This window comes from Capilliphycus salinus ALCB114379 (assembly GCF_047276495.1).
Classification (GTDB): Bacteria; Cyanobacteriota; Cyanobacteriia; order Cyanobacteriales; family Microcoleaceae; genus Capilliphycus; species Capilliphycus salinus.
On record NZ_CP178543.1, the window covers coordinates 5,202,054 to 5,227,204 of the forward strand.

A 25,151-nucleotide genomic window follows, 5' to 3' on the forward strand; every position below is an offset into this window, starting at 1 on the left:
AGCTTGCAAAAACAGATAGTATCATTGAATTGCCAGTTACCCCAACAAGGGGGTTAGCCATGCCAGAAGAAAACCAACGCGATCTCGCTAAACAACTCGCCAAACAAGGTGATCCTAAAGCGATCGCCAGTGCGATCAACCATTCCCTCAAACCGAAAGGCATTAACGCAGATGTCATGCGGGATAATGGCTGTCTTCATGTCATGCTTGAAGGCGAACAAGTCCCCCATCATCAAAAACCCCTAGTCAATTTTATTGAGAACGGGATGAAAAGGCTTGAGATCGAGTCAATTTATACCGTCAAAATTTACGGGCGAGACTTTGGGGATGACCTAGCGGTATGGGAAGATGAAATTATTCTCAAAAGCCCTCCCGAAGATTCCTTCGACTTTGAACAAGAACCCCTTTCTCCAATGCCGGAGTTTGAAGTCGATGACCATGACGACGAGATGGGCGACGATGATATTCCCGAAGAAGTGCTTCCCGACTACGCGATCGTTTCCGATGAGGACGCCGAAGAGTACGACTTTGATGATGATGAGAGTATTGACGAAGATGACATCGACGACGATATACCCGCCGACTACAACCCCGAAGAAGACGACGACTTAGAAGAAGAAACCGAAGCGGTCAAGCAAGACAACAAAGCTAAAATACTGCTGTTTGTGGTGTTGCTGATTCTCTTGGCGATCGCAGCGGTGGCCGGTTTACACTTTAGCGGGATTTTGACCCTTCCGTTTCTCAGTGGCGGCACTTCTGACCCCGAAAATGTCGAACCCTTAACCGACGAAACAACCCCCGAAACCGCAGGAGAAACGCCCGCAGAACAAGCGCCCGCCGATCCCTGGGCCGAAGCGGTTCGGACTGCAATTAGTGCGGCGAACCTCGCTCAAACGGCCCAATCTCGAACCGAGTGGGAGAATGTCGCCAGCCAATGGAGACAAGCCTCGGAACTGATGGGACAAGTTCCTGAGTCGAGTGAGAACTATCAAACCGCCCAACAAAAAGCGACGGAATACCAAGCCAACCGTGAAATTGCCCTTCAACGCGCCGCCAGTGCGCCCCAATAGGGCTTTGTGGACAAGTGAACCTCGAAACCCTACTTAAACTCAATCGTGTCATTCGGGTAATTGGTTTTGATGATGCTCCCTTTAACCGTCATAGCGGCGAACCGGTTTCCGTCGCCGGGGTGGTTTGTGGCGGAACTCGCGATCGAGGGGATGGTTTGGGGTCAAGTGCAACCGGATGGGTGGGATGCGACGGATACGCTTTGTAATTTGCTGATCGGGAATAAGTTCTTACCCCAGTTGCACCTGGTTTTGATTGATGGGATCGGCTTTGGCGGGTTTAATTTGGTCGATTTACCCGAGTTGGCGGCGAGACTGGAAAGGCCTTGTGTCGCCGTGATGCGCCGTCTGCCTAATTTCGATAAAATTGAACGGGCGTTACAACGTTTACCGGATGCGGAAAAACGCCTGGAAATTCTCCGCCGTGCGGGTCAAATTCATGCTTATCCGCCCTTTTTTTTTCAGGTTTGCGGTGAAGAACCGATATTGATCGCGATGGCTTTAGATCGGCTCACAGATTGTGGTAAAGTTCCCGAAGCTTTGCGTTTGGCTCATTTAATTGGGGCGGCGGTGATCAAAGGAGAAAGTGGCCGTCAAGCTTAAATATACTTTCGCACATATTGCCAGTGCTGTTCTCCGCAATGGGCTTTCAACATTTCTCGGGTTTTTAAATCAATCACTAATTCTCCTTCGGGTGTATAAGAAAAGTCTACGCCTTCTGAAATACTCTCATCGGGGGTTTGCTTCAAATCACTTAAAGTCCGGGCGACACAAGCCAAGGAATGATGTTCCTGTATCCAGTCGTAGGGATCGGGAATTTCATCGGATGGGGATGGACTCTCGTAGGTCTGATCTCTGGGAGAAGATGGGGAAAACATTGGAATTATTAACCTCAGATCTGCAACCGAAGTTGCAATTGACAATAGGATATCTATTGCTCATAATGACTAAAATCAGAGGAAATCATCCGTGATTTATCCCCCCTTCTCGATTGATCTCAACTTGAGTTTTTGCCGATCGAGATCACAATTTTTCAGGAGATTTTGACTAACTACGTCCGAAACTCGGATTTTCCCACTGGTAATAATTGGGAAAAACAAAGTTGGTAAATGACACGGAAATACTGATATCTAATGCCCTGACATGGTGCCACCAACCGACGGGAATAAAAATCACTTCTCCGGGTTCTAAAATGACTTCTATCGGTTTAATGTTTTGATAAAGCGGATATTTATTATAGTCGGGATTTTCCGGGTCAACTTTGCTGAAAACCCCCACGTGATTGTAGAGGTATGGTGTTTGACGGGGCGGTATTAATAAAATTCGTTTCCGACCGAAAACTTGAGCTAACATTAAGTTAACCGGATCGTGATGTAATGGCGTAATTGTTCCGGCCGAACCCAACCAGAAAAACACTCGCCTTGATGTATCTTCCGGGTTGAGATATTCCGGGAAAACTTCTAAATCATTCATTAACCCTTTCATTTCTTCTCGGTCTAAATTCTTGTTATTGGCGACCATATAACAGTCATTGCTTTCGCCTTTTTCAACGATCCAATCTACATAGTCTTTCATTAACACGCTTTGACGGTGTTTTTCGACATTCAATTCATATTCGGTATCGCTGTTGCGATTGGCTTGAATTTCTACGGTTGCCGTCCCATAATGCTGTTTGATATACTGGGGATTCCACAGATTTAAGGCTTTCCAGTTGTTCATTACTCCCGTTAAAACAACGGGTTTATTTTGAGAATAATATCCTTCTAAAAATTCGCTTCTCGACAGATTAACTTGACGTTCAACCGTATCAGATTGACTCGAAAGCAGGGAAAGTTGCTGTTGAATTTGAAGAATCGACTCCAATTTTCGCAACTGTTGAACAAATTGATCGGCCGCTTGATAATAGGGATTATTTTGAATTTTGGTGACTTCTTCTAGGGCTAATTTCACATCAACGCCTTTTTCAACCATCCGCTGAACCAAAATATTATCCGCTTGTTTCAATAATTTATTAACCGCCACCCAAGTTTTCCAAGACTCAGAAAGTTCGGGTTGAGGTTGAGGCGGTAAATTCAATTGTTCGGCCAACCATTGAAGACTAACTTGTTGTTCATCTTCCAATGTAATCTGTAAAGGGGGGAGCGTAATCCGCAGGGGTTTAGAATCTGTCATTTTGGCTAAAAAATTAGAACTTGAAAACCGATAAACGGGATGGATTGGTTAAAATTAAAGTACAATAACTGTTCGTCTATTTCGGGATAGATCGATGAATTTTAAGAAACTGTATAACTCAAGTCTTTTTAGATTATACTCGCAGACACCCGAGCAAACAAGTCTTAAAAAATTTTAAACCAACGGGTCAAATCATTGCATCCACTGACGAGTTCCAAAAGATTGACAAGAACGGCCGGCAATTTCAGCAGCAGCCGTTAACGCATTGACAAAGGAACTTTGTAAGATAAAATGACAAAACGCCCCGTGAAACACATCACCCGCCCCCAACGTATCGACAGCGTTAATGGGTGGAATTGAAATTTCTCCTTCGCGGTTGGGGCTGCGATATTGAATGGGTCGATCACCTTGAGTGCGGGCGATATATAAAATATCCATGTCGTAGAGATAGGCAAAAATATCGGCCTGATTTTGACAGTGGGGAGGATAAAAATTTGCCGAACAAATGGCATAATCAATATAGGGTAAAACCGTTTCTAAGCCCGGTTTCCAACTTCCTCCATCCAAAACAACCGTGATTTCCTGTTCTCGGGCGAGTTTGGCTAGGTGTTGACTGATGGGGATTTGATGGCCGTCAATTAAGATAATATCAACCCCATCTAAACAATTTTCGGGTAAACTTTCTACAGATGCTTGGGATTTAACGGCGTTAATGGAAACCACCGTGCGATCGCCCGTTTTTGGAGTCACTAAAATCGAAGAAACCGCAGGAGGTTCGAGGCGGGTGGGGTCTAAATCGGTTAAAATAACATTTTGTTGGGTTAAATCAGCCCGAATTAATTCAGTAACCGGATGATGACCAACCACTCCCAAGAGTTTAGCCTGATTTTGAAGATAACTAAAAGTAACTGCCGCATTAGTTGCAGGCCCGCCTGCGGCTACCGTATAATCAGAAGCGACAACTTTTTGGTTTTTAGCCGGATATTCACTCACCCCATAGAGGAAGTCTAGCGTTACTAATCCAACAAATAGTCCGTTGTGAGTCATATTAACACCCCAAAATATTTTCCCTATGTCAGTGTTTAGCACTTTTGTAGAAATTTAGCTGTTTATTTGTTACGAATTTTGATTAATTTTTAATTATGGATGTAAAACCGGGAACGCTGTATGTGGTGGGGACACCAATTGGAAATTTGGGCGATCTGACTTTTCGAGCGGTTCAAACCCTAAAAATGGTTGATTTAATCGCCGCAGAAGATACCCGACACACGGGTAAACTTTTACAACATTTTCAAATCGAAACCCCACAAATTAGTTACTATGAACACAATCAACATCGTCGCATTCCCGAAGTGTTAGAAAAGTTGCGTCAGGGAAAAGCGATCGCCATTGTTACCGATGCGGGAATACCGGGAATTTCCGATCCGGGATACGAATTGGTAAAAGCTTGTATTGAAGCGGGAATTTCGGTGATTCCCATTCCGGGGGTGAGTGCGAGTTTGACGGCGTTGAGTGTTTCCGGGTTGCCAACGGATCGGTTTGTATTTGAGGGATTTTTACCGACAAAAAATAAACTTAGACAGGAACGTTTGCAAGCATTGCGATCGCAATCTCACACGATGATTTTATACGAATCGCCCCATCGATTGCGCCAAACGTTACAAGATTTAGCAGAAACTTTAGGAAGCGATCGCGATATTGTCTTAGGCAGAGAGTTAACCAAACTTCACGAAGAATTTTGGCGGGGAAGCCTGAAAGAAGCGGTGGAATACTATCAAAATAATGAACCGAAAGGGGAATTTACCCTCGTTGTAGCCGGAAAAATTCAAGAAACCCCAAATCTTTCAGAAAGTGCAATTAAAGCCGAATTAGAGGCATTATTGCGCCAGGGATTAACGCGATCGCAAGCAAGCCGTCAACTGGCTGAAAACACCTCCCTTTCCCGACGGGAAATTTATCAACTCGCACTGACGTTAGACGAAGTGGGAAGGTAGGGAGTCGGGTGTCGGGTGTCGGGTGTCGGGTGTCGGGTGTAGGGGCGGGTTCGGTCTTAATTTATCATTCCCCGCAGACAACGGATATAAACCCGCCCCGGAGTCGGGAGTCACCGAAAAACTGTTAACTGACAACTGAAAACACTCTATGCGCGAACCCGAAGGGTGACTGATAACTGCCTATTCCCTATTTCTATAATTTTTCGGTGATATATAAACTATATTTGGTATATTTGAAGATAATTATCCGGCGATAAAAATAAAAAAATTTAGTTTAATTTTCTTGATGATTATGTTTATAAAGACGAGGCAATCGCACAATTTCGACCTTTATTTTTAGCTTGATAAAGGTTTTCATCGGCGGCTCGAATGAGAGTCTGTACGGAAAGTTCTAGATGAGGAATCGTCGTCGCCACCCCCAAACTAACCGTCACATAAGAATCGACAGTAGACTGGACGTGAGGAATTTGGAGTTTTTGAATTTCCTCGCGAATTAAATTAGCAACTTTTAAACCTCCCATGAGACTCGTATTCGGTAAAATAATCACAAATTCTTCGCCTCCATAACGGGCGACCAAATCCGCCGGACGCCGTGCGGATCGAGAAATCGCTTCAGCAATTTCTTTTAAACAGCAATCACCCGCTTGGTGTCCGTAACAATCGTTATAGAGTTTGAAACAATCTACATCGCACAAAATGACAGATAAAGGTTGTTTTTCCCGAGCGAGTCGTTTCCATTCTCGTTCTAAATATTCCTCGAAATAGCGACGATTAGCAATTTGAGTGAGACTATCAAGTTTTGCTAAACGTTCCAATTCGACATAGGCTTCTCTGAGGGCTTCTTCGGCTTTTTTATGTACCATTAACGCCCCCAATTGATTGGCAACTCCGGTGACTAATTCGATCACGTGATCGTTGGGTGAGAGGGCTTGTTTTTTGAAAAAGACTAAAACCGCCAAAATGCGATCGCTAAAAATAATCGGGACTGCTAAAGCGGCTTTTAATCCCGTTTCTTGAGCCTGTTTATAGCGGACAAGTTTTTCTTCGGATTCTAAGGAAATATCCTCAATCCATTCGGTTTTTTGAGACAGCCAAACTCGCCCAACCAATCCCACATTTGGGGGAAACTCTAACTGGGTACTATAATGATAGAAATCTTTCACCAACAAGTCTGGACAACAATCGATTTGACTGGCTTTGTGAACCATGACAGAATCATTAGGAATCCAAGCCTCTCCGTAGTCCCAATCAATCGCGTGACAGACTTCACATAGGGTCACTTCTAAAGCGGTTTCAAAGTCCCAAGCTTCGCCGATGGCTTGTGTCATTTTCAGCAATAATCGAATTTCCGCTTCGGCTTGTTGGCGATCGCGAATTTCTTGTAAAAGCTGTTGATTCTGCTCGATTAAAAGTTGTTTTTGTCGTAGAATTGTCAGTTGATTTTCGACTCGAATTAGCACTTCATCCATCTCAAAAGGCTTGGTAATGTAATCGCTTCCTCCGACTTGAAAGCCTTTGACTTTATCAAAAGTGCCATCGAGCGCACTGATAAAAATCACAGGAATTTCACAGCTTTCGGGTCGGGCTTTCAATTGACGACAAACCTCATAACCGCTCATATCAGGCATTTTGATATCGAGAATAATCAAATCCGGCAAACAGACCTTAACGGTTTCTAATGCAATATGCCCGCTTCGTGCTTTTCTGACTTGATATCCTTTTTCGGTAAGTAAAGCAGATAGCACTCTGAGATTATCAAGATGATCGTCAATGATCAGAATATTTACTGAATATTTGGACATATTTTTGTTTTATTTATACCTAAAAGAAAGAGTCTCTTATCAATATTTTCTCAAACAATCTCCTTTTGTTCACACCCAGCAGAACCATTACCCCTCGTTCGCCAAGTTTGATGAGTTTTGCTGATTCTACCGTTGAGAGATGATGATTGATCCAATTTTCTTTAAAATGTTAAGTAAGGTTAAGATACCCTGTAAACAGAGAGTTAAGACTTATGGGACTATTCGGATTTAACAAAAAAGTTGCTATGCCCAAGCCGGAAGAGGCTCTACCGGGACGTTCGGAGGCGATGCCGGTACCGGAGAATCACTTTGTCAATGGCAACCCCCTGCAACCGCCTTATCCCGAAAATATGGAAAAGGCAATGTTTGGGATGGGTTGCTTCTGGGGCGCCGAACGCAAATTTTGGCAGCAACCCGGGGTTTATATCACCGCTGTCGGTTATGCGGCCGGATATACCCCCAACCCGACTTACCAAGAGGTTTGCACGGGTTTAACGGGTCATAATGAAGTTGTGTTTGTGGTTTATGATCCGAAAGTAATCAGTTATGAAAAGTTGCTGAAAGTGTTCTGGGAAAGTCACGATCCGACTCAAGGAATGCGTCAAGGAAATGATGTCGGCACTCAGTATCGTTCGGGAATTTATATTTATTCCGACGAACAACGCAGCGCCGCTGAAGCTTCACGGGATGCCTATCAACCGCAGCTTTCTCAGGCGGGATACGGAAAAATTACCACTGAAATTATTCCGGCACCCGAGTTTTATTTTGCTGAAAGTTATCATCAGCAATACTTGGCAAAAAATCCCAATGGATATTGTGGTTTGGGGGGAACAAAAGTTCAGTTACCTGAGAGACAGTTTACAGTGACCAGTGACCAGTGACCAGTGTTTTCAGTGAACAGTTATCAGTTATCAGCGCGCTCCTTGCGACGGGGGCGGAATAGTCGGTAGCAAAGTTTGTAAGAGAGTAACCAGTGTTTTCAGTTATCAGTAACCAGTTGTTTAAGCGATCGCTTGTAAACTGTTCACTGTAACCTCTTAACTGTTCACTGCTAACTGTTCACTGGTCACTGTAAACTGCTAACTGTAAATGATGGGTTAGGAAACAGGCTAACCCATCCTACAAATTCCGTACAAATTAAGCACAAGTTAACGCCGCAGATAAATTAAATTATCGTTATTAAAATCATCATCATCGTCATCATCGTCGTTGAAATGGTGGTGTTCGGGAATATGAACCGCTCGCAAAAATTCTGCACTTTCTTCGGGTAAAGCGGTATTAATATACATTCCACTGCCCAATTCAAAGCCGGCGGAAAGGGAAATTCGCGGGACAACGGCAATATACCAATGAAAATAATCGGCGTATTTATCAGAAGTGGGAATGGAACGAATGGTATAGTTATAATCGGGATTTTGCAACCCATAATAAAGTTTAGCTAAAACGACTTTTAAAGTCAAGGCTAAGTCGGTAATTTCTCCATTGGTAATTTCATCAAAAGAGGAGGAATGACGGCGGGGAAAAATCCAAATATGAAAGGGAGAAAGAGCGGCGTAGGGAATAAAGGCAACAAAATGTTTGCTCTCGAAAATAATCCGTTCTTGGGCGTTTAGTTCCTCTTCTAACGTGCGGCAAAAAATACATTCTCCGGTATCATCGTAGTAGCGAATTGCTTCTTGAGTGCGATCGCGCCATTGAAAAGGTACTATGGGTAAAGCGGCAATTTGAGAGTGAGGATGTTCGAGAGATGTACCCGCACCTCGCCCATGATTTTTAAATATTACAATGGTTTCGATGCGCGGATCTTGACGTAAATCCGAGTATCTTTTTCGATAAACTCTCAGAATATTTGAAAGGTCTTCTACCGTCATTAAAGCGGTGGTTAAATCGTGGCGAGAATGTTCGATAACAACTTCGTGAAATCCCACACCTGATAAGGATCGAAAAATGCCGTCAAGATTTCTAATTCGTTCTCCGGTTTGGGATAAAGCGGGATATTTATTACCAACAACTCTCACTTTCCATTCACTTCCTATTCCTTCACAAAGTCGCAAAGATTCAGGCGTTCCGGTTAGATGTTCGTTACCCAAACAAAAGGGACAATCTGGACGATACACCGGAATTTTAACGGTGGGAATTTCATTTTGAGCAAATTCATGGGGACGTTTTGCCCGTTCGGTTGCAATAATCACCCAATCCCTCGTAATCAGATTTTGTCTTAACTCAGTCATAAAATTACAGAGATAAAAAAGTCTTTAAATTTTAATTCTGCGAGCGAGCTTGAGTTTCAGAATTATTTTAAAATATTAATTTTTGTGCATCGATAATCCTCGCTTTGTCATTAGATAAACGGCAAAACTTCCCAGCCAATGACTGCCACTGTAGTCAACCGCAGAGACTAAATTTAAACCCTTTTCTCGATGCACCAAGGCGACAGCTTCTAGGGCGGGTATACGAGAATCATTATGAGGTAATTTGGAAATGATACCTTCTAACATCCAAGCCCGACTCAAGTTTAAACCATCAAAATGAGATTGGGCATAATCTTGAGGATTTTCTACAGAAACAGGCTGCAACCAATCTGTTTGTTTTTCTGTGGGAAGTTTCGGCAAAAATTGAGTTAACCAAGGGGCAAAGTCTTCGGGAGAAAGAAGGCGCCGCATTAAGTCCGCTTCGGCCAATGTGGGCGAAAGAAAATCATATCCCCAGGGTTCTAAATGGAGGGGATGGTTACAATCATTGAGATAAAATTGACGGATTTTTTCTTCTATTTCTGGGGTTAAAGTCGGATGATGGGCGATGGCATAATCCCAAATTAAACCCAAAGCAAAGGCGGTTTGAGAATGGCTACCTGTCCGGTTGGGATAGGATATATTTTGCCACCATTGTTGTAGATTTTGAACGGCAACGGCTTCTAACGGTTGGAGAATTTCCAGCCATTTTTTTGCTTGAATATCTTCCCATTCTCTTAATTCCCCGGTCAGTTGCAAAAGCCATGCTAAACCGTAGGGACATTCAAACCGAGGTTGAGATTGCAAATGAACAACTTCGGCGCTAATATTTTCACAAGTAATATTTTGGCTAATGACTTCTCGGGCTGTATTGTTAAATGAAGCATGACAGAATAAGCGCATTAACCGCACCAGCATCCAATGGTTATGAACCGCAGAATGCCAGTCTAAACAGCCATAAAATGCCGGAGTGAGTTGACGAGGTGGGATGAAATCTTCGCCCTTCTCCAACCAGTAGAATTGAACGTGTGGATATTCTCGCAAGACACATCCCAGGGCTAACTGGGAAAATTGGCTCGCCATTTTGAGGTCAAGTTGATCGGGTTTCACAGCAGAAAATTTTGTAACTTAATTTGTAACTTGAACTGAGAAACAAAAAATTAGAGGATTTAAGTTTAAATCCTAACCTAAAATTTCCAAATCACAAACAATTGTCACACTTCTTTTCAAAAATCAACCCTTAATTTAAAGGATTCGCTGCTTTCGCGGCTTTGGCTTGTTCGACATTCACACCCGCTAAAATGATTAATCCCAGGATAAAAAAGACAATTAAAGATAAAATTGAAGTGCGGGCGGTTCCCGTAAATTGACGAATTAACGCAAAAACTAACGGCCCAATAATTGCCGATCCTTTGTTGAAAACCGAGTAAAATCCATAAAATTCTGCCGAGGCATGAACGGGAATTATCGAAGCATAAAAAGAACGACTCAGCGATTGAGAACCGCCCTGAACTAATCCCACAATTCCCCCCAAGATAAAGTATTCGGTTGGGGTGGTTAAAAAGTAGGCATAAATCACAACAAACGACCACCCCAATAAACTCACCATTAGGGCTTTTTTGGCTGAGATTTTCTCGGCCAACTTACTAAACGCCAAAGCACCCGCCACACTCACAAACTGAATCACCAACAATGTGATCATCAAAACATTGGTTGAAAAGTTTAATTCTTCTGTTCCATAAATGGTTGCCATTGTAATCACGGTTTGAATGCCGTTATTGTAAATCATGTAGGCAATTAAAAAGTATAATAACTGTTTAAAGGCTTGTAATTTTCGCAAGGTGATCACTGTTCTAATCAAGCCGACTTTTAGATAAGCCAGCCCGGAAGGAAGATGGCGATATTCTGCGGGTAATGTCTCCACTGTTGGGGCTTCTTTGAGATACAAAAGTGTAAAAATAGAAAACCCTCCCCACCAGAATCCCGCCATTAAAATCGCTAATCTTGCCGCAAGTTCGGCGGAAATTCCTAACCCTTGATGTCCGGCAATTAACCCCAGTGAAAGGGCAAATTGTAAGCCCCCTCCGACATAACCATAAGCAAATCCTTTCCCCGAAATCCAATCGATTTTATCTTCTGAAGCAATACTGGGGAGAAAAGCATCATAAAAAATATTAGCGCTCACAAAACCAATTTGAGCAATCAGAAATAAAATGATAGTTTGAACTAAATCACCGGCTTGGCAGAAGAATAACAAACAGGTTGCCAAACTGCCACTATAGCAAAAGGCTGTGAGAAACTTCTTTTTAGAAGCGGAGAAATCTGAAACCGCTCCCATCACCGGAGCAATTAAAAAAACAATAAAAGCTGATAAACTAATGAGAAATCCCCAAATAGTGGTTGCACTGTAAACGGTTCCGGCAAAGGTTAAACCCCCTTTCGGTACGACAACACCCGCAAAATAGGCGGGTAATACGGCGACAACAACGGTGGTGATATAGGCAGAATTTGCCCAGTCATACATCAGCCAACCGAAAATTTCCTTTTGATTGTTAGACATCGTTTAAATTAGTGTTACTCGTTAAAATAGATGTTTGAGTCAACTTTTGCACCCTTAACCAATAGCAACAAAACTTATGCCACGTACTCCAATTTTATCCTTTGATCGCGGTACCCTGATTTTACATCCTCCCGCAAAAGCTAAAGCTTGGATTGACTTTGCGACTTGGGACGATCGCATCGAAAAGTTTCGCATTCCCGCGATTTATTATCGTTCTTTAATCAAATCATTACAGGCGGAAAATGTCAATTTTATTGATGAGGCGGAGGATTTTAAAGCCTTACAATTTGTTTCGAGTGTGGAGATGGAACCCTACCCCCACCAACAAGAAGCTTTAACCGCATGGCGACAAGCCCGAAGTCAAGGGGTGGTGATTTTACCGACAGCTTCCGGGAAAACTTATCTCGCTCAAATGGCGATGCAAGCCACATCAAACAGCACGTTAATTGTTGTTCCGACGTTGGATTTAATGCACCAGTGGTATGCTCATTTAAAGGCGGCTTTTCCCGATTTAGAGATTGGTTTATTGGGCGGGGGTTCGCGAGATAAAACCCCGATTTTGGTGGCGACTTATGATAGTGCAACCATTCATGCTGAGACAATTGGTAATAAATATGGGCTGTTAGTTTTTGATGAATGTCATCATTTACCAACGGATTTTTATCGGGTTATTGCTGAATATGCCATCGCTCCTTATCGTTTGGGTTTAACGGCAACTCCGGATCGTTCCGATGGAAAACATAGCGATTTACATTATTTAATTGGGCCGACTGTTTATAGCAAAACACCCGAACAACTGGCCGGAATTGCCTTGGCCGAACATAAAACCGTTCAGATTTTGGTGCGTCTTTCTCAACAAGAACAGAAATCTTATCAGGACAATATTAAGATTAGAAATGATTTCTTGAAAGACAATAAGATTAGGTTGGCAAGTTTGGAAGGTTGGAAAACTTTTGTGATGGTGAGTTCGCGATCGCCAACGGGAAGACGGGCGATGTTAGCCCACCGTCAGGCGAAAGAAATTGCACTCTGTACCGATGGAAAACTGCGGGTCTTAACGAATTTACTGGCTCAACATTATCCCGAAAGAACCCTAATTTTTACGGCGGATAATGCTACGGTTTATCGCATTTCTCAAGCGTTTTTAATTCCCGCCATTACCCATCAAACTCCCGTTAAAGAACGTCATCAAATTTTATCTAAATTTCGCCAGGGAGAATATAAAACGTTGGTGGCTTCTCATGTGTTGAATGAAGGGGTTGATGTTCCTGACGCTCGCATTGCGATTATTTTATCGGGAACCGCTTCTGAGCGAGAATATATTCAACGTTTGGGGCGAGTTTTGCGAAAGGGAAATCTAGCCAATAAACAGGCGATTTTGTATGAAGTTGTCACCGAAAATACAGCCGAAGAACGAACCTCCCAACGGCGAAAAGGCGAGAACAAATATTCAGCAGCACCGAATAAATCTCAACCCGAACAATTAAAACTGTTTAAATATGGAACGAAATCACAACCGACAAAACGAGCCGCCGAATCTTCCGGGAAATGGGGAGAATATTCTTCAAAACCATCTGACTCGAATGAAGAAGAATAAATCGAGAAAATTTTAAAAATAGGCTTGTGTTTTCAGCGTTGATGAGATAAAATAATGTTGAATCTTAAGGCGTTATTTTTAATCTCACCGTCTCAAATTTAAGTCAAATTGTAACCGCAAACTGAAAAACGATGTCTATCACAAAAGAAGAAGCAAAACAACAACTTGAACGTTTAATTTTTTATGATGAATCTTCCTCGGAGTGGGTTCAGGATGTGTGGGATATGAGTTCAACCTTGGGAGAAAGTGCGGCGAAGTTGGTGGAAGCTTTTGATGCTTTAATTGAGTATTGTCCCGAAGATCAACTCGAAAAAATGTTGCAAACTTTGTATAAAGATCATTTGGAGTAATTGAACTCCAATGCTATCTAAAAGATTTGAATGATTTGTGATGGCGAACCGGATGATAACATTCTGAAAAATTTCGATAATTCAATACAAATGGTCAACGCAGAACTTGGATATTCAAAGCCAACTCAATAGACTGTTTTCCGATTTAGTTGAGTTGGCTGACTGTGCATTTTTTCAAGTTCAAAAAAACCTCATCAAAACCCAAATTTAATTTAATTTTTCGATGAAAGCATTTGAGACAATTCAGCGTGCATAAAAGCAATATCTGGGTCACGTTGAATCGCTTCAAAATAGCGTTTTTCCCGAGCGTTTCCATTTTCGGAAGGGCGAAGCAAAAGTCGGGCTTCTTCTAATAAATGATTCACTTGTTGTAGGGTTACGGGTTCTTCTTTCGCCGCCATAACCTCATCAATTTGAGCGATTAACTGAGAAAAAGGACGCAACCAACTAAACATTTCGTCTCCGATTACCAGTTGAAAAAATTCTCCGCGAGAACGAATCGGACCATGAAATTTTTCATACTCAACTTTTTCCGACTCTAGCAGTGCTTTATGAAGGCGCAGGAGTTTGGTTCGTACATCACGCAAACGTTTAAAGGGAAAATCGAGAGATGTAGGATTTGAAGACATTGATTAAAATTGCGATCGCGACTTGATCTATTGTGTCACATTGAGTTGCACTTTTGAAGACAACCTCGCTACTCATTGCGAAAAATCGCCAGAAAAAGGCAAAACTAATGTATCTAGACAGAAAATATTCTTTTATTCTAACAACCAATAAAACAATTGACCTAACGTAAGTTGTAGTTCGTTTGCAAATTCAGGAACCGGAAGCTGTTGAGAGGGTTCATCAAAAACTGCGGGGGCTGCTGTGGGAAGATAAACAAATATTGTTTTTTCTTCGGGGTCAATTAACCAGCCCATTTTTGTTTCAAATTTAAAGCAGTTTAATATTTTTTTCGTGACTTTTGTTTGACTTCGAACGGGTGATAATATTTCAAGAATCCAATCGGGGGCGGATGTAAATCTATTGGCGATTTCTCCAGTTTTATCGCGAGGAATTATAGGATTTGTAAATACAGCGACATCGGGAACAATTGATTTTCCGCCAAAGGTACACTGTAATTCTATAAAAGCTCTTGCTATTTTTGTAGGTTTAACAACTTCATTAATGGCGATAATTAATTCACCTTGAATGATGCTATGTTTTCCCTGTGGCATTGGTTTTTGAATAATCTCCCCATCAATATACTCGCTGGCGGGTTCAGTTTCTTCTAACTTTAGGAATTCGTCTAAGGTGATTTTTTTTGTCGGTGCTTGTACCATTTGAACTATTTTTATTCTGTAAAAAAACGGGCGGGCATTGCCCACCCTATTTTAACACTAAGCCTTAAACTTCTCCGTAATTCGCTTCATCGCCTCGTTGACATTTTCCCGACTATTAAAAGCAGAAATGCGGAAATATCCTTCACCCGCAGCGCCAAACCCGGAACCGGGTGTTCCAACAACATTACAAGTTTGCAGCAACTTATCAAAGAAATCCCAACTCGACAAACCCTGAGGCGTTTTCACCCAAACATAGGGCGCATTTACACCCCCATAAACCGATAAACCTGCCGCTTTTAACTGTTCGCAAATAATCCGGGCATTTTCCATATAAAAATCAACTAACGCCCGAACTTGCGCCTGTCCTTCTTCGCTGTAAACCGCTTCTGCGCCCCGTTGAACAATATAAGAAACGCCGTTAAATTTAGTAGACTGACGGCGGTTCCATAACTTCCAAAGTTCAACATCGGAACCATCAGATGCTTTCGCTATTAACGTTTTGGGAACCACAGTTAAAGCGCAACGAGTTCCGGTAAATCCCGCATTTTTAGAAAAAGAACGAAACTCAATTGCACAATCTCGCGCCCCGTCTATTTCATAAATAGAATGGGGTAAATTTGAATCGGTAATAAACGCTTCGTAAGCCGCATCAAACAGAATAATGGCACCGTTGGCTTTGGCATAATCAACCCAAGCTTTTAGATGTTCTTTACTCGCGGTTGCGCCCGTCGGGTTATTGGGAAAACACAGGTAAATTAAGTCAACTTTTTGACTGGGAATTTCAGCGGTGAAGTTGTTTTCTGCGGTAATGGGGAGATAAACTAAACCGTCGAATTCTCCCCGATCATTTGCCGAACCGGTATGACCCGCCATGACATTTGTATCGACATAAACCGGATATACGGGGTCAGTAACCGCGATGATATTATTCTTACCAAAAATGTCAAGAATGTTGCCTGTATCGCATTTTGAACCGTCGGAAATAAAGATTTCAGACGCATCAATTTCGCATCCTCGGGCTTGAAAATCCTGTTGGGCGATTTTTTCCCGCAACCACCCATAACCCTGTTCCGGGCCATAACCTTTGAACGTGCTGCGCGCGCCCATTTCTTCGACGGCTTTGACCATCGCCGTGCGACAGGCTTCGGGTAGGGGTTCGGTGACGTCGCCAATGCCGAGTTTGATGATTTTGGCGTCAGGATTGGCTTCGATAAAGCTATTCACCCGTCGGGCGATTTCTGGAAAGAGGTAGCCTGCTTTGAGTTTGAGGTAGTTGTCGTTAATCGTTGCCATTTTGAATCTTTACAAATGCTGTTAAACAGCTTACAACCAACTGTTGCTTATTCATCAAAAATCTCGCTTTTTCCGCAACTCGGCGGTCAGTTGGGTGCTGATTCATTCTATGTCCGCCCAAGCTACCTCGGGTTTGAGCGATCGCCTATTTATCCAAAAAATTTCTCTAGAAAAAGCGATAAAATCAGCGATCGCCTCCTCTACAACTCCTTAAAAGTTAGGCAAAATCCCTTAACATTTTTTTGATTTCTATCGTATGCAATTCTTCTTGACCAATCAAGGTTCGAGCATATTCTTCGATATAAATGCTGGCATTTTCTACCACATCCAGTAAGTCTTTATAGAGTCCGAGGGCGGTTTTTTCATGGCTGAGGCTTTCCTGTAAAATATCTTTTACGGTGTGCTGATATGTTTCTTCAATGGGAGCAATTTTTTGGCTGGGATGTCCTTCTAAACCCGTAAGAATTTCTCCCGCTTGTTGAGCATGAAGTAGAGATTCTGTGGCTTGTGCTTGGAAAAATTGTACAATAGACAAACGATTAGGCCCCGTTACCATTAAAGAATAATGGGTGTAGCGGACAACTCCTGCTAATTCAAATTCCATGATGGTATTGAGCAGGTTGATTGTTTTTTCGGTGTCAAGTTCTCTCATCAGTCGTGTTTGGTGTTGGTGTACTGCAAGTTATTGCAAATATTTTTCAATTTTAGGCTGAATTTTTCCTCGTCAGCAGTTGTCTATGATACGAGCAGAAAAAATCAGCAGTAGAGCCTCAACTTGCTAGACTCAACCTGTTAAAATTATTTATCACGCTTTGAGATTATTTGCTCAAAATATAATAAAGTCTTAATAGAATTGATCGCCCTTCAACTTTTTGACAACCAATAAGTGGTCATTTCTCCCCGACCTTTAACTTGAACTTGTCCGCGTTTTTCAAAGGAATATTTATCTTTTAAGTATTCGTAAGTGTTTTGTGTAACTTGAATTTTATTAGGTAAACCTGATGACTCCATCCGAGAAGCAATATTAACCGCATCTCCCCAGAGATCATAAATAAACTTTTTCACCCCAATCACACCCGCCACAACTGTCCCCGTATTAATTCCAATTCTAATTTGTAATTCTTCATTGTATTTGGCATTAAAAGCGGTGATTTCCCTTTGCAGATCTAGAGCCATTTCTGCGATCGCTTCCGCATGATCGACTCTAGGAATTGGTAATCCACCCACCACCATATAAGCATCCCCAATTGTTTTGATTTTTTCTAAACCGTGTTTATCGGTCAATTCATCAAATCGGGAGAAAATGTCATTTAATAAACTCACCAAATCATCCGGTGTAATTCTTGCATACAAGGGCGTAAAACCCACAATATCTGCAAATAATATGGTCACTTCATTGTATTTTTCTGCGATAGAACGGGGATCTTTTTTTAAGCATTCGGCAATCGTTACAGGTAAAATATTGAGTAATAATCGTTCGGATTGTTCTCGACTCTCTCGCAAGGCGTTATCTGTAATTTTACGTTCTAACTCTGCACTGGCTCGGGCGGCAAAAATCTTTAAAACTAGCTCTCGGGTTTGATCATTAACCATCGGTTGGCTATCTAATACCGCAATATGACCGATAACATTACCCGTCGAGTCAATTAATGGAATTCCTGCATAACTATCGGCTTGCAAATCAACTAAATCTTGATCGTCTGGAAAAATTGTCGTAATATTTTTCTCATGGCAATAATATTTTTGATTAAAAATGACTTCTTCGCAGGGAGTTCCTTTGAGATCATACTCAATATTTTGAGCAAAATCTTTTTCTAGCCAAAAGGCTAAGGTGCGAACTCTTGTTTTTTGAGTGTTGGCGCATTCGGTCACAAAAGCATAACGAATTCCTAAAATTTCGGCCAAATACTGAACACAGGCGCGAAAAAATTCATCACCGGTTTTAGAAGCAGTCCCTTCTACAATTAATTTTAAAGCTTCTTCCCGACGTTTGCGATCGCTAATATCCCGGACAACACAGAGAACCGAGTTATAAGAAAGCGGTGAAATATTGGCACAGAGTTCGGTTTTTCCGATTGGTAATTCTAAGCTATATTCAACTTCAACCCTTTGCTGAGTCGCCAAAGACTTTTGAATCGCCGCCTGTAATAAATCGGCTATATTTTTCGGTAAAATATCATGTAGAGTCTTGCCTATGTTTTCCTCGGGAGAATTGTATAATAACTTGGTATTGGGGTTGGCAATTTTTAGATATTGTCCTCGACTATCAAACACAATAACCGATTCAGTCATCCCTTGAAATAGGGCGCGAAGTTCGGCTTCCGATGCTTCTAAGTTGGCTTGCGTTTTTTGTAAAGTCGCTACGGTTTGCTCTAACGCTTCATTTTTAATTATCAGTTGTTTCTGAAGATTTTTAACTTGTAAATGGGTTTGAACCCGAATTAAAACTTCCTCCAGTTGAAAAGGTTTTGTAATATAATCTACACCCCCGACTTGAAACGCTCTAACTTTATTATCAACTTCATCAATTGCACTTAAAAAAATAATCGGAACCGAACAAGTTTCTGCATCGGCTTTCAAGTGTTGACAAACTTCATAACCTCCCATTACCGGCATATTAATATCTAAGAGAATCAAATCCGGCAAACGAGTTTTAGCCGCAACTAACGCCGCTTTGCCATTAATAGCTTTGCGAACTTGATACCGCTTTTTAGATAAAAAATCGGATAAAAAACGAAGGTTTTCAAGCTTATCATCAACGATGAGAATGTCAGCTTGAGAGTTGGGAGATTCAGAAGCAGTTTTTTCCGGCATAAACGTTGGGTTTAAGTCAATCGTGCAGGTCATAAAAAAGCTATTGAGGTTCAATTAAAACTGGATTTTTGAGGGGATTTTAATCAACCATAGGAAGATTCCACAATCTGATAGCAAGCTTTTCCTTGTGATTTCGCTTGATACATTGCTCGGTCGGCATGATTTAAAATTTTGTGGGGATCGCAATAGAGTGATAAATCTAAAATAATACCCACGCTAAACGAGATGATAACATCTAGATTTTGAATCACAAAAGGAGACTGAAAACTTTTTACAATTCGCTCGGCAATAGCCAGAGTAACGCAAGAACTGGCAATATTAGGAAGTAAAATCACAAATTCATCACCTCCTAAACGGGCAATAAAATCATGTTGACGTACAGCATCTTTCAAACGTTTAGAAATCGAAATGAGCAATTGATCGCCGACCGCATGACCGAAAGAATCATTAATGTTTTTAAAGCCATCGCAATCCAAATAAAATAAAGCAAATTGAGTATTGGGATATATTTGCTGTTGCTTTAAAGCTTCTTCGAGTCGCCGCATCAAAAAAGTTCGGTTTGGAAGCTGAGTTAGGGGGTCGTGAAATGCCATTTTTAACAGTTGGGAATGAGAAAATTCTAAAGCTTCAAGACGTTCTTTGACTCGTTCTTCTATTTGCCTGTTCAGTTCATCGATAGTTTTTTCAGCCCGGATCAGTTTAAGCTGATTTTCTATTCGGGCTAACACTTCCTCGACATAAAAAGGCTTGGCAATATAATCTGCACCCCCAACTTGAAAAGCCTTTGCTTTATCCTCAATCTCATCGGTTGCACTCAAGAAAATAATCGGAATATGAGCGGTTTTGGGATTGGATTTCAGGTGTTTGCAAACTTGATAACCACTCATATTCGGCATTCTGATATCGAGTAAAATCAGAGTCGGTTGAATGCTTTCAACCGCTCTGAGTGCCATCACACCATTTGTGGCTTTTCGAGTTTGGTATCCGTTTTTCGTCAAAATACTGGACAAAAGACGAATGTTTTCCGGTCGATCATCAACAATCAAAATATCCACAGTTTCTTCTAGTAAAGGTCGCTGATTACCAATGTTGATCTCATCATAAATTTCTTCGGAAATCAACGACAATACATCCGGGTTAATTGGATTTGAATGTTGCATGAATTTTCCTCAAAAAGGTTATGGGTTTTGGGAGGGAATTAATAACAGAATTTTGTCAAATTGATAGGTTTCCACTAACTCAGTCAACGCTTGAATGAGCCTTGACTGTTCGCCGGGAATTTCCTCGAGCAGTTGTAAGCAGAGAGCATCGCTACCTTGAGCGGCTGCCTCGTAGAATTGAGCGATCCATTCTGGCGGCATAATCGCTAAATCTGCCGTCTCTAACTGGTGATTAGATAAAGGCTTTGTAGAATTTATCGCATCTTTTTCTGTCTGGTTATAACAGTATATTACTCCCAGATAAAGGCTTAACGTTTCTAAAATTTCTTCTCGACGAAAGGGCTTGCTTACAAAGTCATCACAACCAACAGTTAAACATTCCTGTCGCTGTTCAGCAAATGCACTGGCGGTAATTGCAATGATCGGAACGGGTAGGTTTTCGGGTGTCAATTTATTCTCTAATTCTCTAATCGTTTGGGTGGTTTCATAACCGTTTAAAATTGGCATTTGCATATCCATGAAAATTAAATCTGGATGCCATTGTTCCCAAATTTTTATCGCTTCTTTTCCATTGGTAGCTTCTTTCACCTCATCAAAGCCAATCTCCTGTAATAAGGTTAACAAAAGAAGACGATTGACCGGATGATCTTCAACAATCAAAATTCGATAATTCGGTTGTCCGGGTGCTAAACCCGATACCTGACTAATATCAGCCGATGTAACCGTTGGCTTGGTTTCGATAACAGCAATGGGAATCGCAAATGTAAAGCAACTGCCTTTTCCAACTTCACTCTCGACGGTAATTTCACCGCCCATCATCTGCACAAACTTTTGAGAAATCCGCAGTCCTAAACCGGTTCCTTCTTGAGATTCTCGCCCGACTTTTGTCTGTTGAAATGCCTTAAATAAATTCTGCATTTCTTCGGGTGCAATACCAGGCCCGGTATCTTCGACCACAAAAATTAGACTGTTGAACTGTTCGGATTCGGAGTTTCTAACTTGCAGGGTAACACCGCCTTGAGTTGTAAATTTTATCCCATTACCCAACAGATTAATTAAAACCTGGCGGAGTTTATTTTCATCAGTTCTAACGAATTGAGGAACATTTGAATCGATCTCAAACCTCAGAGATAAACCTTTTGATTTTGCCTTAATTTGTAGCAGGGCTTCTAGGGTAGAAAGCAACTGATATAGATCGAACTCCGTTTCATTTAACGTGGTGCGTCCGGCTTCAATTTTAGACAGTTCTAAGACATCATTAATTAAACCGAGTAAATGTTCGCCACTTTTATTCACAATTTTGATGTATCGTTGATGGTCAGACCTTAAAGATACATCTCGCTGCATCAGTTGAGTAAAGCCCAAAATCGCATTTAAAGGCGTGCGAAGTTCGTGGCTCATATTGGCTAAAAATTCGCTTTTGGCTTGATTGGCAGCATCGGCCGCTTCTTTAGCTTCTTTGAGTTCTTCAGCTTGCTGTTGAGTTCGAGCAAACAGTTCGGCTTGTTGTACCGCGACGCCAAGTTGATTGCTAATTTGAGTGATAATTTTTACTTCTTCTTCTTGCCACGCTCGCGGATGACTATTTTGATAAACCCCTAACAATCCCCAGAGTTTTTCGCCACAAAAGATCGGTGTAATCGTATAGGCTCGGGCTTGGAGTTGTTCTAAAAATTCCAGATAACAGGAGTCAAATCCCACTTGATAAATATCGGGAACCCAGCAATAACTATCTTTTAAACGATAAATTCCGCCTTCGTTGTTTTGCAGATAGGTGTCTTGAATGACTCCCTCGGAACTTCTAAATTGACCCGCCACACAATCGGTTTGATTGACGGTAACTTGAGTCAGTTGGGGACTATTGATCTGTGTGGGAAATAAGTTCTTCCAACCCGGGGCCACGGACTCGGAAACAATAATCCCACTCCAGTCCGAATTAAAGCGATAGATCAGCACGCGATCGCAAGCAATTGCCTGCCGCAATTCTGCCGTAGTTACATGAAAAATGGTTTTTAAATCTAACGTTTGACGCATTTTTTGGATTATACGAGTAGTTGCCTTCTCCCGTTGTACCATTAATCGGATCGATGCTTCTGCTGCAATTCTTTCTTTTATTTCGGTTTCGAGAGCAATATTAGCGGCGACCAGTTCCCCGGTTCGTTCTTCTACTCGGAATTCTAACTGTTCATAAGCACGGCGTTTGTCATCTGATGCCCATTTGCGTTGCAATTCAGCAGCAGCACGAGCGGCAAAAACCGACATAATGGCTTGAGTTCGTTTATCTATCTTTAAGGGGTTGACATCAACAATACACAAGTTACCAATCACCTTTTTATCCGCATCAAATAAGGGAACACCCATGTAACTTTCGGCCTGGAGTTGTTGTAATAGGGGATTATTCGGAAAAAAACCTTGCAGATTTTTTGGACAGTAACAAAACTGTTGAGTTTTGATGACAATATTGCCGGGTGTATCGTCTAAACTGCATTCAAAATTATTCCTGAGATGATCCTTTGACCAAAACGCAAGGCTGCGTAATCCCGGCCGAAGCCCGTCAACTTTCTCGCAGACAAACACATAGGGAACATTCAACGCCGTTGCTAAGTTCTGTACCAATGCCTGAAAAAAATCTTGTCCGGTTACTGAGGCGGTTCCTGATAAAATCGATTGTAGAATTTCTTCGGTTCGTTGTCGTTCGGCGACTTCTTCTTCTAACTTTTGATTAATCGCTTCGAGTTGTTCCGGCGATCGCAAAGCTAAGAATTTCGGTAACAATTCAACTAATCGTAAAGCCGTATATACAGAAACAAAAGCGGTTAAAGCCCGTTCAATTCCCGAGATCCAATAATAGGGATACCAAAGCGTCCAAATATCAAGTAAATGACCCAAGCCGCAGAGAATGATAAAGGCACTGAATAAGACGAAAACGTTGGAAAAAGGCAGATCGCTACGTTTTCTGACAAAGTAGATTAACATTGCCGGAATCGAAAAATAGGCGATCGCAATTAGCGCATCACTTATTAAATGTAATCCGACTAAAGGAGTTTGCCAAAGATAACAATGGCCGTGTGGTATATAAGAATGGCTAGATACAAGATTTTGCAACCCTTGTAACACCGTTGTTTTCTCCTGAAAGATTTAAAAAGTTTTTTTGATGCAGACTGCGGAAACCTGTTTACGTTCGCACGCCTCTAGATTTCGGTCTAGAATTGAGGTTATTGTTGTTCTATGGTGGCATTGAACATTTTGAATGACCATCCCAGATAGAACTTTAAGTCGGAAACTTAAGATGTTCTCAGTCTATTTTGCTAAGGTGGCTTGACAATATTGATAAAATTAGTCTGATTATCCATCGTTAATAAAACTCTGAGTGTAGTGCCTGTGGCTCCTTCTGAAAATTTTCCTGAATCTTCCCCCAAGCGTCGAAGAGGTGTCATCCTGAGTTCTAAAGGTTGGCAACGCCTACAAGCGGCTGAACTTCTCTCCTCTGCGCGAAACAATGAGGGTAACAGCTACACTTTAGAACAGTTGAGCGATCGCACGGGATTGAGTACCAAAACCTTAACAAAAGTTCGTCATCGTCAAAGACCTGTCGATCAACTCACTTTGGTAGACTATTTTAAAGCCTTTGGGCTGACCTTGGAACCAGACGACTATATTAGCCAAGAACCCGATCCTGAAGCATCAATTGCAATTTTGACGAACTTGCTACAAACAACTTTGAAAGGACAACTTTCCCTCGATTCTCCATTTTATATCTATCGCCCTCCCGCCGAAAAATTTCTGATTCAAGAAATGATGCAACCGGGAGCATTAATTCGAGTTCGCGCCCCCCGACAGTTTGGCAAAACCTCTTTAATTGCCCGGGGATTAAATTCTGCTCAAGAACAAGAATTTCGCACCGCCGTTGTCAGTTTGCAATTGGCAGATAGCGGTATATTTGAAAGTTTAAATCAATTTCTTCAATGGTTATGTGTAATGGTCAGTCGCAGTCTGGGCTTACCGCACAATTTAGAAGAATATTGGAATCCGATGTTTGGAAGCAGCTACAGTTGTAGTGAATATTTTGAAAGTTATTTGCTTGCGGTTAGTGACCGTCCGTTGCTTTTAGTTTTAGATGAAGTTAATATTGTTTTTAATTATCCCCAGATCGCCACTGACTTTTTTGGAATGCTGAGGGCTTGGTACGAACAATCCCGACATAACGCTCCCCTCAGTGAACTCTGGCAAAAACTCCGATTAATTATTGTTTATTCTACAGAAGTCTTTTTACCGTTAAGTATACATCAATCTCCGTTTAATGTTGGATTATTGATTACATTACCGCCCTTTACAAAAGAACAAGTGGCTGAACTTGCGGTTCGTTATGGTTTGGGCGACCCCGAGTTTTATGCCAGCAAATTGATCGATTTTGTTGCCGGAAATCCCTATTTAACTCAATTGGCATTATTTCACCTCAGTCAAAATCACGTTACCCTTGATGAATTACTCAAAACCGTCACCACACCCGAGAGTATTTTTGAGAGTCATTTAAGACAACAACTCGGATATTTAGAAGAACATCCACCCCTCAAAGAAGCCATGCAACAGGTTGTTTTAACTCCCAATGGTGTTGAACTACATCCCACAGTTGCCTTCAAACTACAAGGGTTGGGCTTGGTTCGGTTTGAGAATAAATTAACCCTTCCCAGTTGTGAGTTATATCGAGTGTATTTCTCTAATTTTTTAAAATAGATTACTTTAAACCGTTTAAAATCAGATGAAATACTTAAATCTTTTGAATCTC

24 protein-coding genes are annotated in these 25,151 nt (G+C 41.6%); 9 read left to right on the forward strand and 15 right to left on the reverse strand.

Annotated features, from left to right (window positions below; all coding sequences use genetic code 11):
• Positions 1 to 59: 59 nt before the first annotated feature.
• Genes ACL6C3_RS21060 through ACL6C3_RS21070 form a run of 3 tightly spaced genes read left to right on the forward strand, consistent with a single transcriptional unit; the run spans position 60 to position 1,670 of the window.
• On the forward strand, positions 60 to 1,070 hold the full coding sequence (locus tag ACL6C3_RS21060; RefSeq protein ID WP_413161003.1) for a hypothetical protein: 1,011 nt from the start codon (positions 60 to 62) through the stop codon (positions 1,068 to 1,070).
• A 14-nt stretch (positions 1,071 to 1,084) separates the two neighbouring features.
• Positions 1,085 to 1,276, forward strand: a complete 192-nt coding sequence (locus tag ACL6C3_RS21065) for a hypothetical protein (protein ID WP_413161004.1) — start codon at positions 1,085 to 1,087, stop codon at positions 1,274 to 1,276.
• A complete protein-coding gene (locus ACL6C3_RS21070) occupies positions 1,221 to 1,670 on the forward strand; it encodes a DUF99 family protein (RefSeq protein ID WP_413161005.1) in 450 nt (149 codons plus the stop codon). The genes ACL6C3_RS21065 and ACL6C3_RS21070 overlap by 56 nt, the downstream gene beginning before the upstream one ends.
• Here ACL6C3_RS21070 and ACL6C3_RS21075 read toward each other — a convergent pair.
• The 3 genes from ACL6C3_RS21075 to ACL6C3_RS21085 all read right to left on the reverse strand — a co-directional run bounded on the left by ACL6C3_RS21075 (position 1,667) and on the right by ACL6C3_RS21085 (position 4,286).
• Positions 1,667 to 1,945, reverse strand: coding sequence for a hypothetical protein (locus ACL6C3_RS21075; protein WP_413161006.1), 279 nt, complete (start codon positions 1,943 to 1,945; stop codon positions 1,667 to 1,669). The genes ACL6C3_RS21070 and ACL6C3_RS21075 overlap by 4 nt on opposite strands.
• Before the next feature lie 169 nt (positions 1,946 to 2,114).
• Positions 2,115 to 3,239: a cupin-like domain-containing protein gene (locus ACL6C3_RS21080; protein ID WP_413161007.1), complete on the reverse strand. Its 1,125-nt coding sequence runs from the start codon at positions 3,237 to 3,239 to the stop codon at positions 2,115 to 2,117.
• A 192-nt stretch (positions 3,240 to 3,431) separates the two neighbouring features.
• Positions 3,432 to 4,286, reverse strand: coding sequence for a sugar kinase (locus ACL6C3_RS21085; protein ID WP_413161008.1), 855 nt, complete (start codon positions 4,284 to 4,286; stop codon positions 3,432 to 3,434).
• 95 nt (positions 4,287 to 4,381) lie between these two features.
• On the opposite strand from ACL6C3_RS21085, the gene rsmI reads away from it, so the two are divergent.
• Positions 4,382 to 5,233: a 16S rRNA (cytidine(1402)-2'-O)-methyltransferase gene (gene rsmI / locus ACL6C3_RS21090; RefSeq protein ID WP_413161009.1), complete on the forward strand. Its 852-nt coding sequence runs from the start codon at positions 4,382 to 4,384 to the stop codon at positions 5,231 to 5,233.
• Here rsmI and ACL6C3_RS21095 read toward each other — a convergent pair.
• Together ACL6C3_RS21095 and ACL6C3_RS21100 are read right to left on the reverse strand one after the other, a co-directional pair.
• Positions 5,213 to 5,368 carry a hypothetical protein gene (locus ACL6C3_RS21095; RefSeq protein ID WP_413161010.1) on the reverse strand — a complete coding sequence of 52 codons (156 nt, stop codon included), beginning with the start codon at positions 5,366 to 5,368 and terminating at the stop codon, positions 5,213 to 5,215. The genes rsmI and ACL6C3_RS21095 overlap by 21 nt on opposite strands.
• Positions 5,369 to 5,529: 161 nt before the next feature.
• Positions 5,530 to 7,035: a diguanylate cyclase domain-containing protein gene (locus ACL6C3_RS21100; protein ID WP_413161011.1), complete on the reverse strand. Its 1,506-nt coding sequence runs from the start codon at positions 7,033 to 7,035 to the stop codon at positions 5,530 to 5,532.
• 212 nt (positions 7,036 to 7,247) lie between these two features.
• Between ACL6C3_RS21100 and msrA the strand changes: the two genes are divergently transcribed.
• A complete protein-coding gene (msrA, locus tag ACL6C3_RS21105) occupies positions 7,248 to 7,916 on the forward strand; it encodes a peptide-methionine (S)-S-oxide reductase MsrA (RefSeq protein ID WP_413161012.1) in 669 nt (222 codons plus the stop codon).
• A 267-nt stretch (positions 7,917 to 8,183) separates the two neighbouring features.
• Here the strand turns inward: msrA and galT are convergent, their stop codons facing one another.
• The 3 genes from galT to ACL6C3_RS21120 all read right to left on the reverse strand — a co-directional run bounded on the left by galT (position 8,184) and on the right by ACL6C3_RS21120 (position 11,826).
• A complete protein-coding gene (galT, locus tag ACL6C3_RS21110) occupies positions 8,184 to 9,266 on the reverse strand; it encodes a galactose-1-phosphate uridylyltransferase (protein WP_413161013.1) in 1,083 nt (360 codons plus the stop codon).
• A gap of 75 nt (positions 9,267 to 9,341) precedes the next feature.
• A complete protein-coding gene (locus ACL6C3_RS21115) occupies positions 9,342 to 10,376 on the reverse strand; it encodes a DUF2891 domain-containing protein (RefSeq protein ID WP_413161014.1) in 1,035 nt (344 codons plus the stop codon).
• A gap of 130 nt (positions 10,377 to 10,506) precedes the next feature.
• Positions 10,507 to 11,826 carry an MFS transporter gene (locus ACL6C3_RS21120; protein WP_413161015.1) on the reverse strand — a complete coding sequence of 440 codons (1,320 nt, stop codon included), beginning with the start codon at positions 11,824 to 11,826 and terminating at the stop codon, positions 10,507 to 10,509.
• A gap of 76 nt (positions 11,827 to 11,902) precedes the next feature.
• Here ACL6C3_RS21120 and ACL6C3_RS21125 point away from each other — a divergent pair, with 76 nt between their 5' ends.
• Positions 11,903 to 13,423, forward strand: coding sequence for a DEAD/DEAH box helicase (locus ACL6C3_RS21125; protein WP_413161016.1), 1,521 nt, complete (start codon positions 11,903 to 11,905; stop codon positions 13,421 to 13,423).
• A 131-nt stretch (positions 13,424 to 13,554) separates the two neighbouring features.
• Positions 13,555 to 13,773: a hypothetical protein gene (locus ACL6C3_RS21130; RefSeq protein ID WP_413161017.1), complete on the forward strand. Its 219-nt coding sequence runs from the start codon at positions 13,555 to 13,557 to the stop codon at positions 13,771 to 13,773.
• Between the two features lie 212 nt (positions 13,774 to 13,985).
• On the opposite strand, the gene ACL6C3_RS21135 is transcribed toward ACL6C3_RS21130, so the two are convergent.
• From ACL6C3_RS21135 to ACL6C3_RS21145, 3 genes are all read right to left on the reverse strand, one after another.
• Positions 13,986 to 14,402, reverse strand: a complete 417-nt coding sequence (locus ACL6C3_RS21135) for a hypothetical protein (RefSeq protein WP_413161018.1) — start codon at positions 14,400 to 14,402, stop codon at positions 13,986 to 13,988.
• Between the two features lie 132 nt (positions 14,403 to 14,534).
• Complete coding sequence (locus ACL6C3_RS21140; protein ID WP_413161019.1) at positions 14,535 to 15,098, reverse strand: Uma2 family endonuclease; 564 nt, start codon at positions 15,096 to 15,098, stop codon at positions 14,535 to 14,537.
• Between the two features lie 57 nt (positions 15,099 to 15,155).
• On the reverse strand, positions 15,156 to 16,391 hold the full coding sequence (locus tag ACL6C3_RS21145) for an LL-diaminopimelate aminotransferase (protein ID WP_413161020.1): 1,236 nt from the start codon (positions 16,389 to 16,391) through the stop codon (positions 15,156 to 15,158).
• Between the two features lie 43 nt (positions 16,392 to 16,434).
• Here ACL6C3_RS21145 and ACL6C3_RS21150 point away from each other — a divergent pair, with 43 nt between their 5' ends.
• Entirely contained in the window at positions 16,435 to 16,605 is a 171-nt protein-coding gene (locus ACL6C3_RS21150) for a hypothetical protein (RefSeq protein WP_413161021.1), read from the forward strand.
• Positions 16,606 to 16,608: 3 nt separating this feature from the next.
• On the opposite strand, the gene ACL6C3_RS21155 is transcribed toward ACL6C3_RS21150, so the two are convergent.
• The 4 genes from ACL6C3_RS21155 to ACL6C3_RS21170 all read right to left on the reverse strand — a co-directional run bounded on the left by ACL6C3_RS21155 (position 16,609) and on the right by ACL6C3_RS21170 (position 23,482).
• Positions 16,609 to 17,043 carry a ferritin-like domain-containing protein gene (locus tag ACL6C3_RS21155; protein ID WP_413161022.1) on the reverse strand — a complete coding sequence of 145 codons (435 nt, stop codon included), beginning with the start codon at positions 17,041 to 17,043 and terminating at the stop codon, positions 16,609 to 16,611.
• A gap of 212 nt (positions 17,044 to 17,255) precedes the next feature.
• A complete protein-coding gene (locus ACL6C3_RS21160) occupies positions 17,256 to 19,238 on the reverse strand; it encodes an adenylate/guanylate cyclase domain-containing protein (protein ID WP_413161023.1) in 1,983 nt (660 codons plus the stop codon).
• A 50-nt stretch (positions 19,239 to 19,288) separates the two neighbouring features.
• Positions 19,289 to 20,365, reverse strand: coding sequence for a diguanylate cyclase domain-containing protein (locus tag ACL6C3_RS21165; RefSeq protein ID WP_413161024.1), 1,077 nt, complete (start codon positions 20,363 to 20,365; stop codon positions 19,289 to 19,291).
• 18 nt (positions 20,366 to 20,383) lie between these two features.
• Positions 20,384 to 23,482 (reverse strand): GAF domain-containing protein, encoded by a 3,099-nt coding sequence (locus ACL6C3_RS21170; protein ID WP_413161025.1) that lies wholly within the window; start codon positions 23,480 to 23,482, stop codon positions 20,384 to 20,386.
• Positions 23,483 to 23,746: 264 nt separating this feature from the next.
• On the opposite strand from ACL6C3_RS21170, the gene ACL6C3_RS21175 reads away from it, so the two are divergent.
• Complete coding sequence (locus ACL6C3_RS21175) at positions 23,747 to 25,099, forward strand: AAA-like domain-containing protein (protein WP_413161026.1); 1,353 nt, start codon at positions 23,747 to 23,749, stop codon at positions 25,097 to 25,099.
• Positions 25,100 to 25,151: the final 52 nt, after the last annotated feature.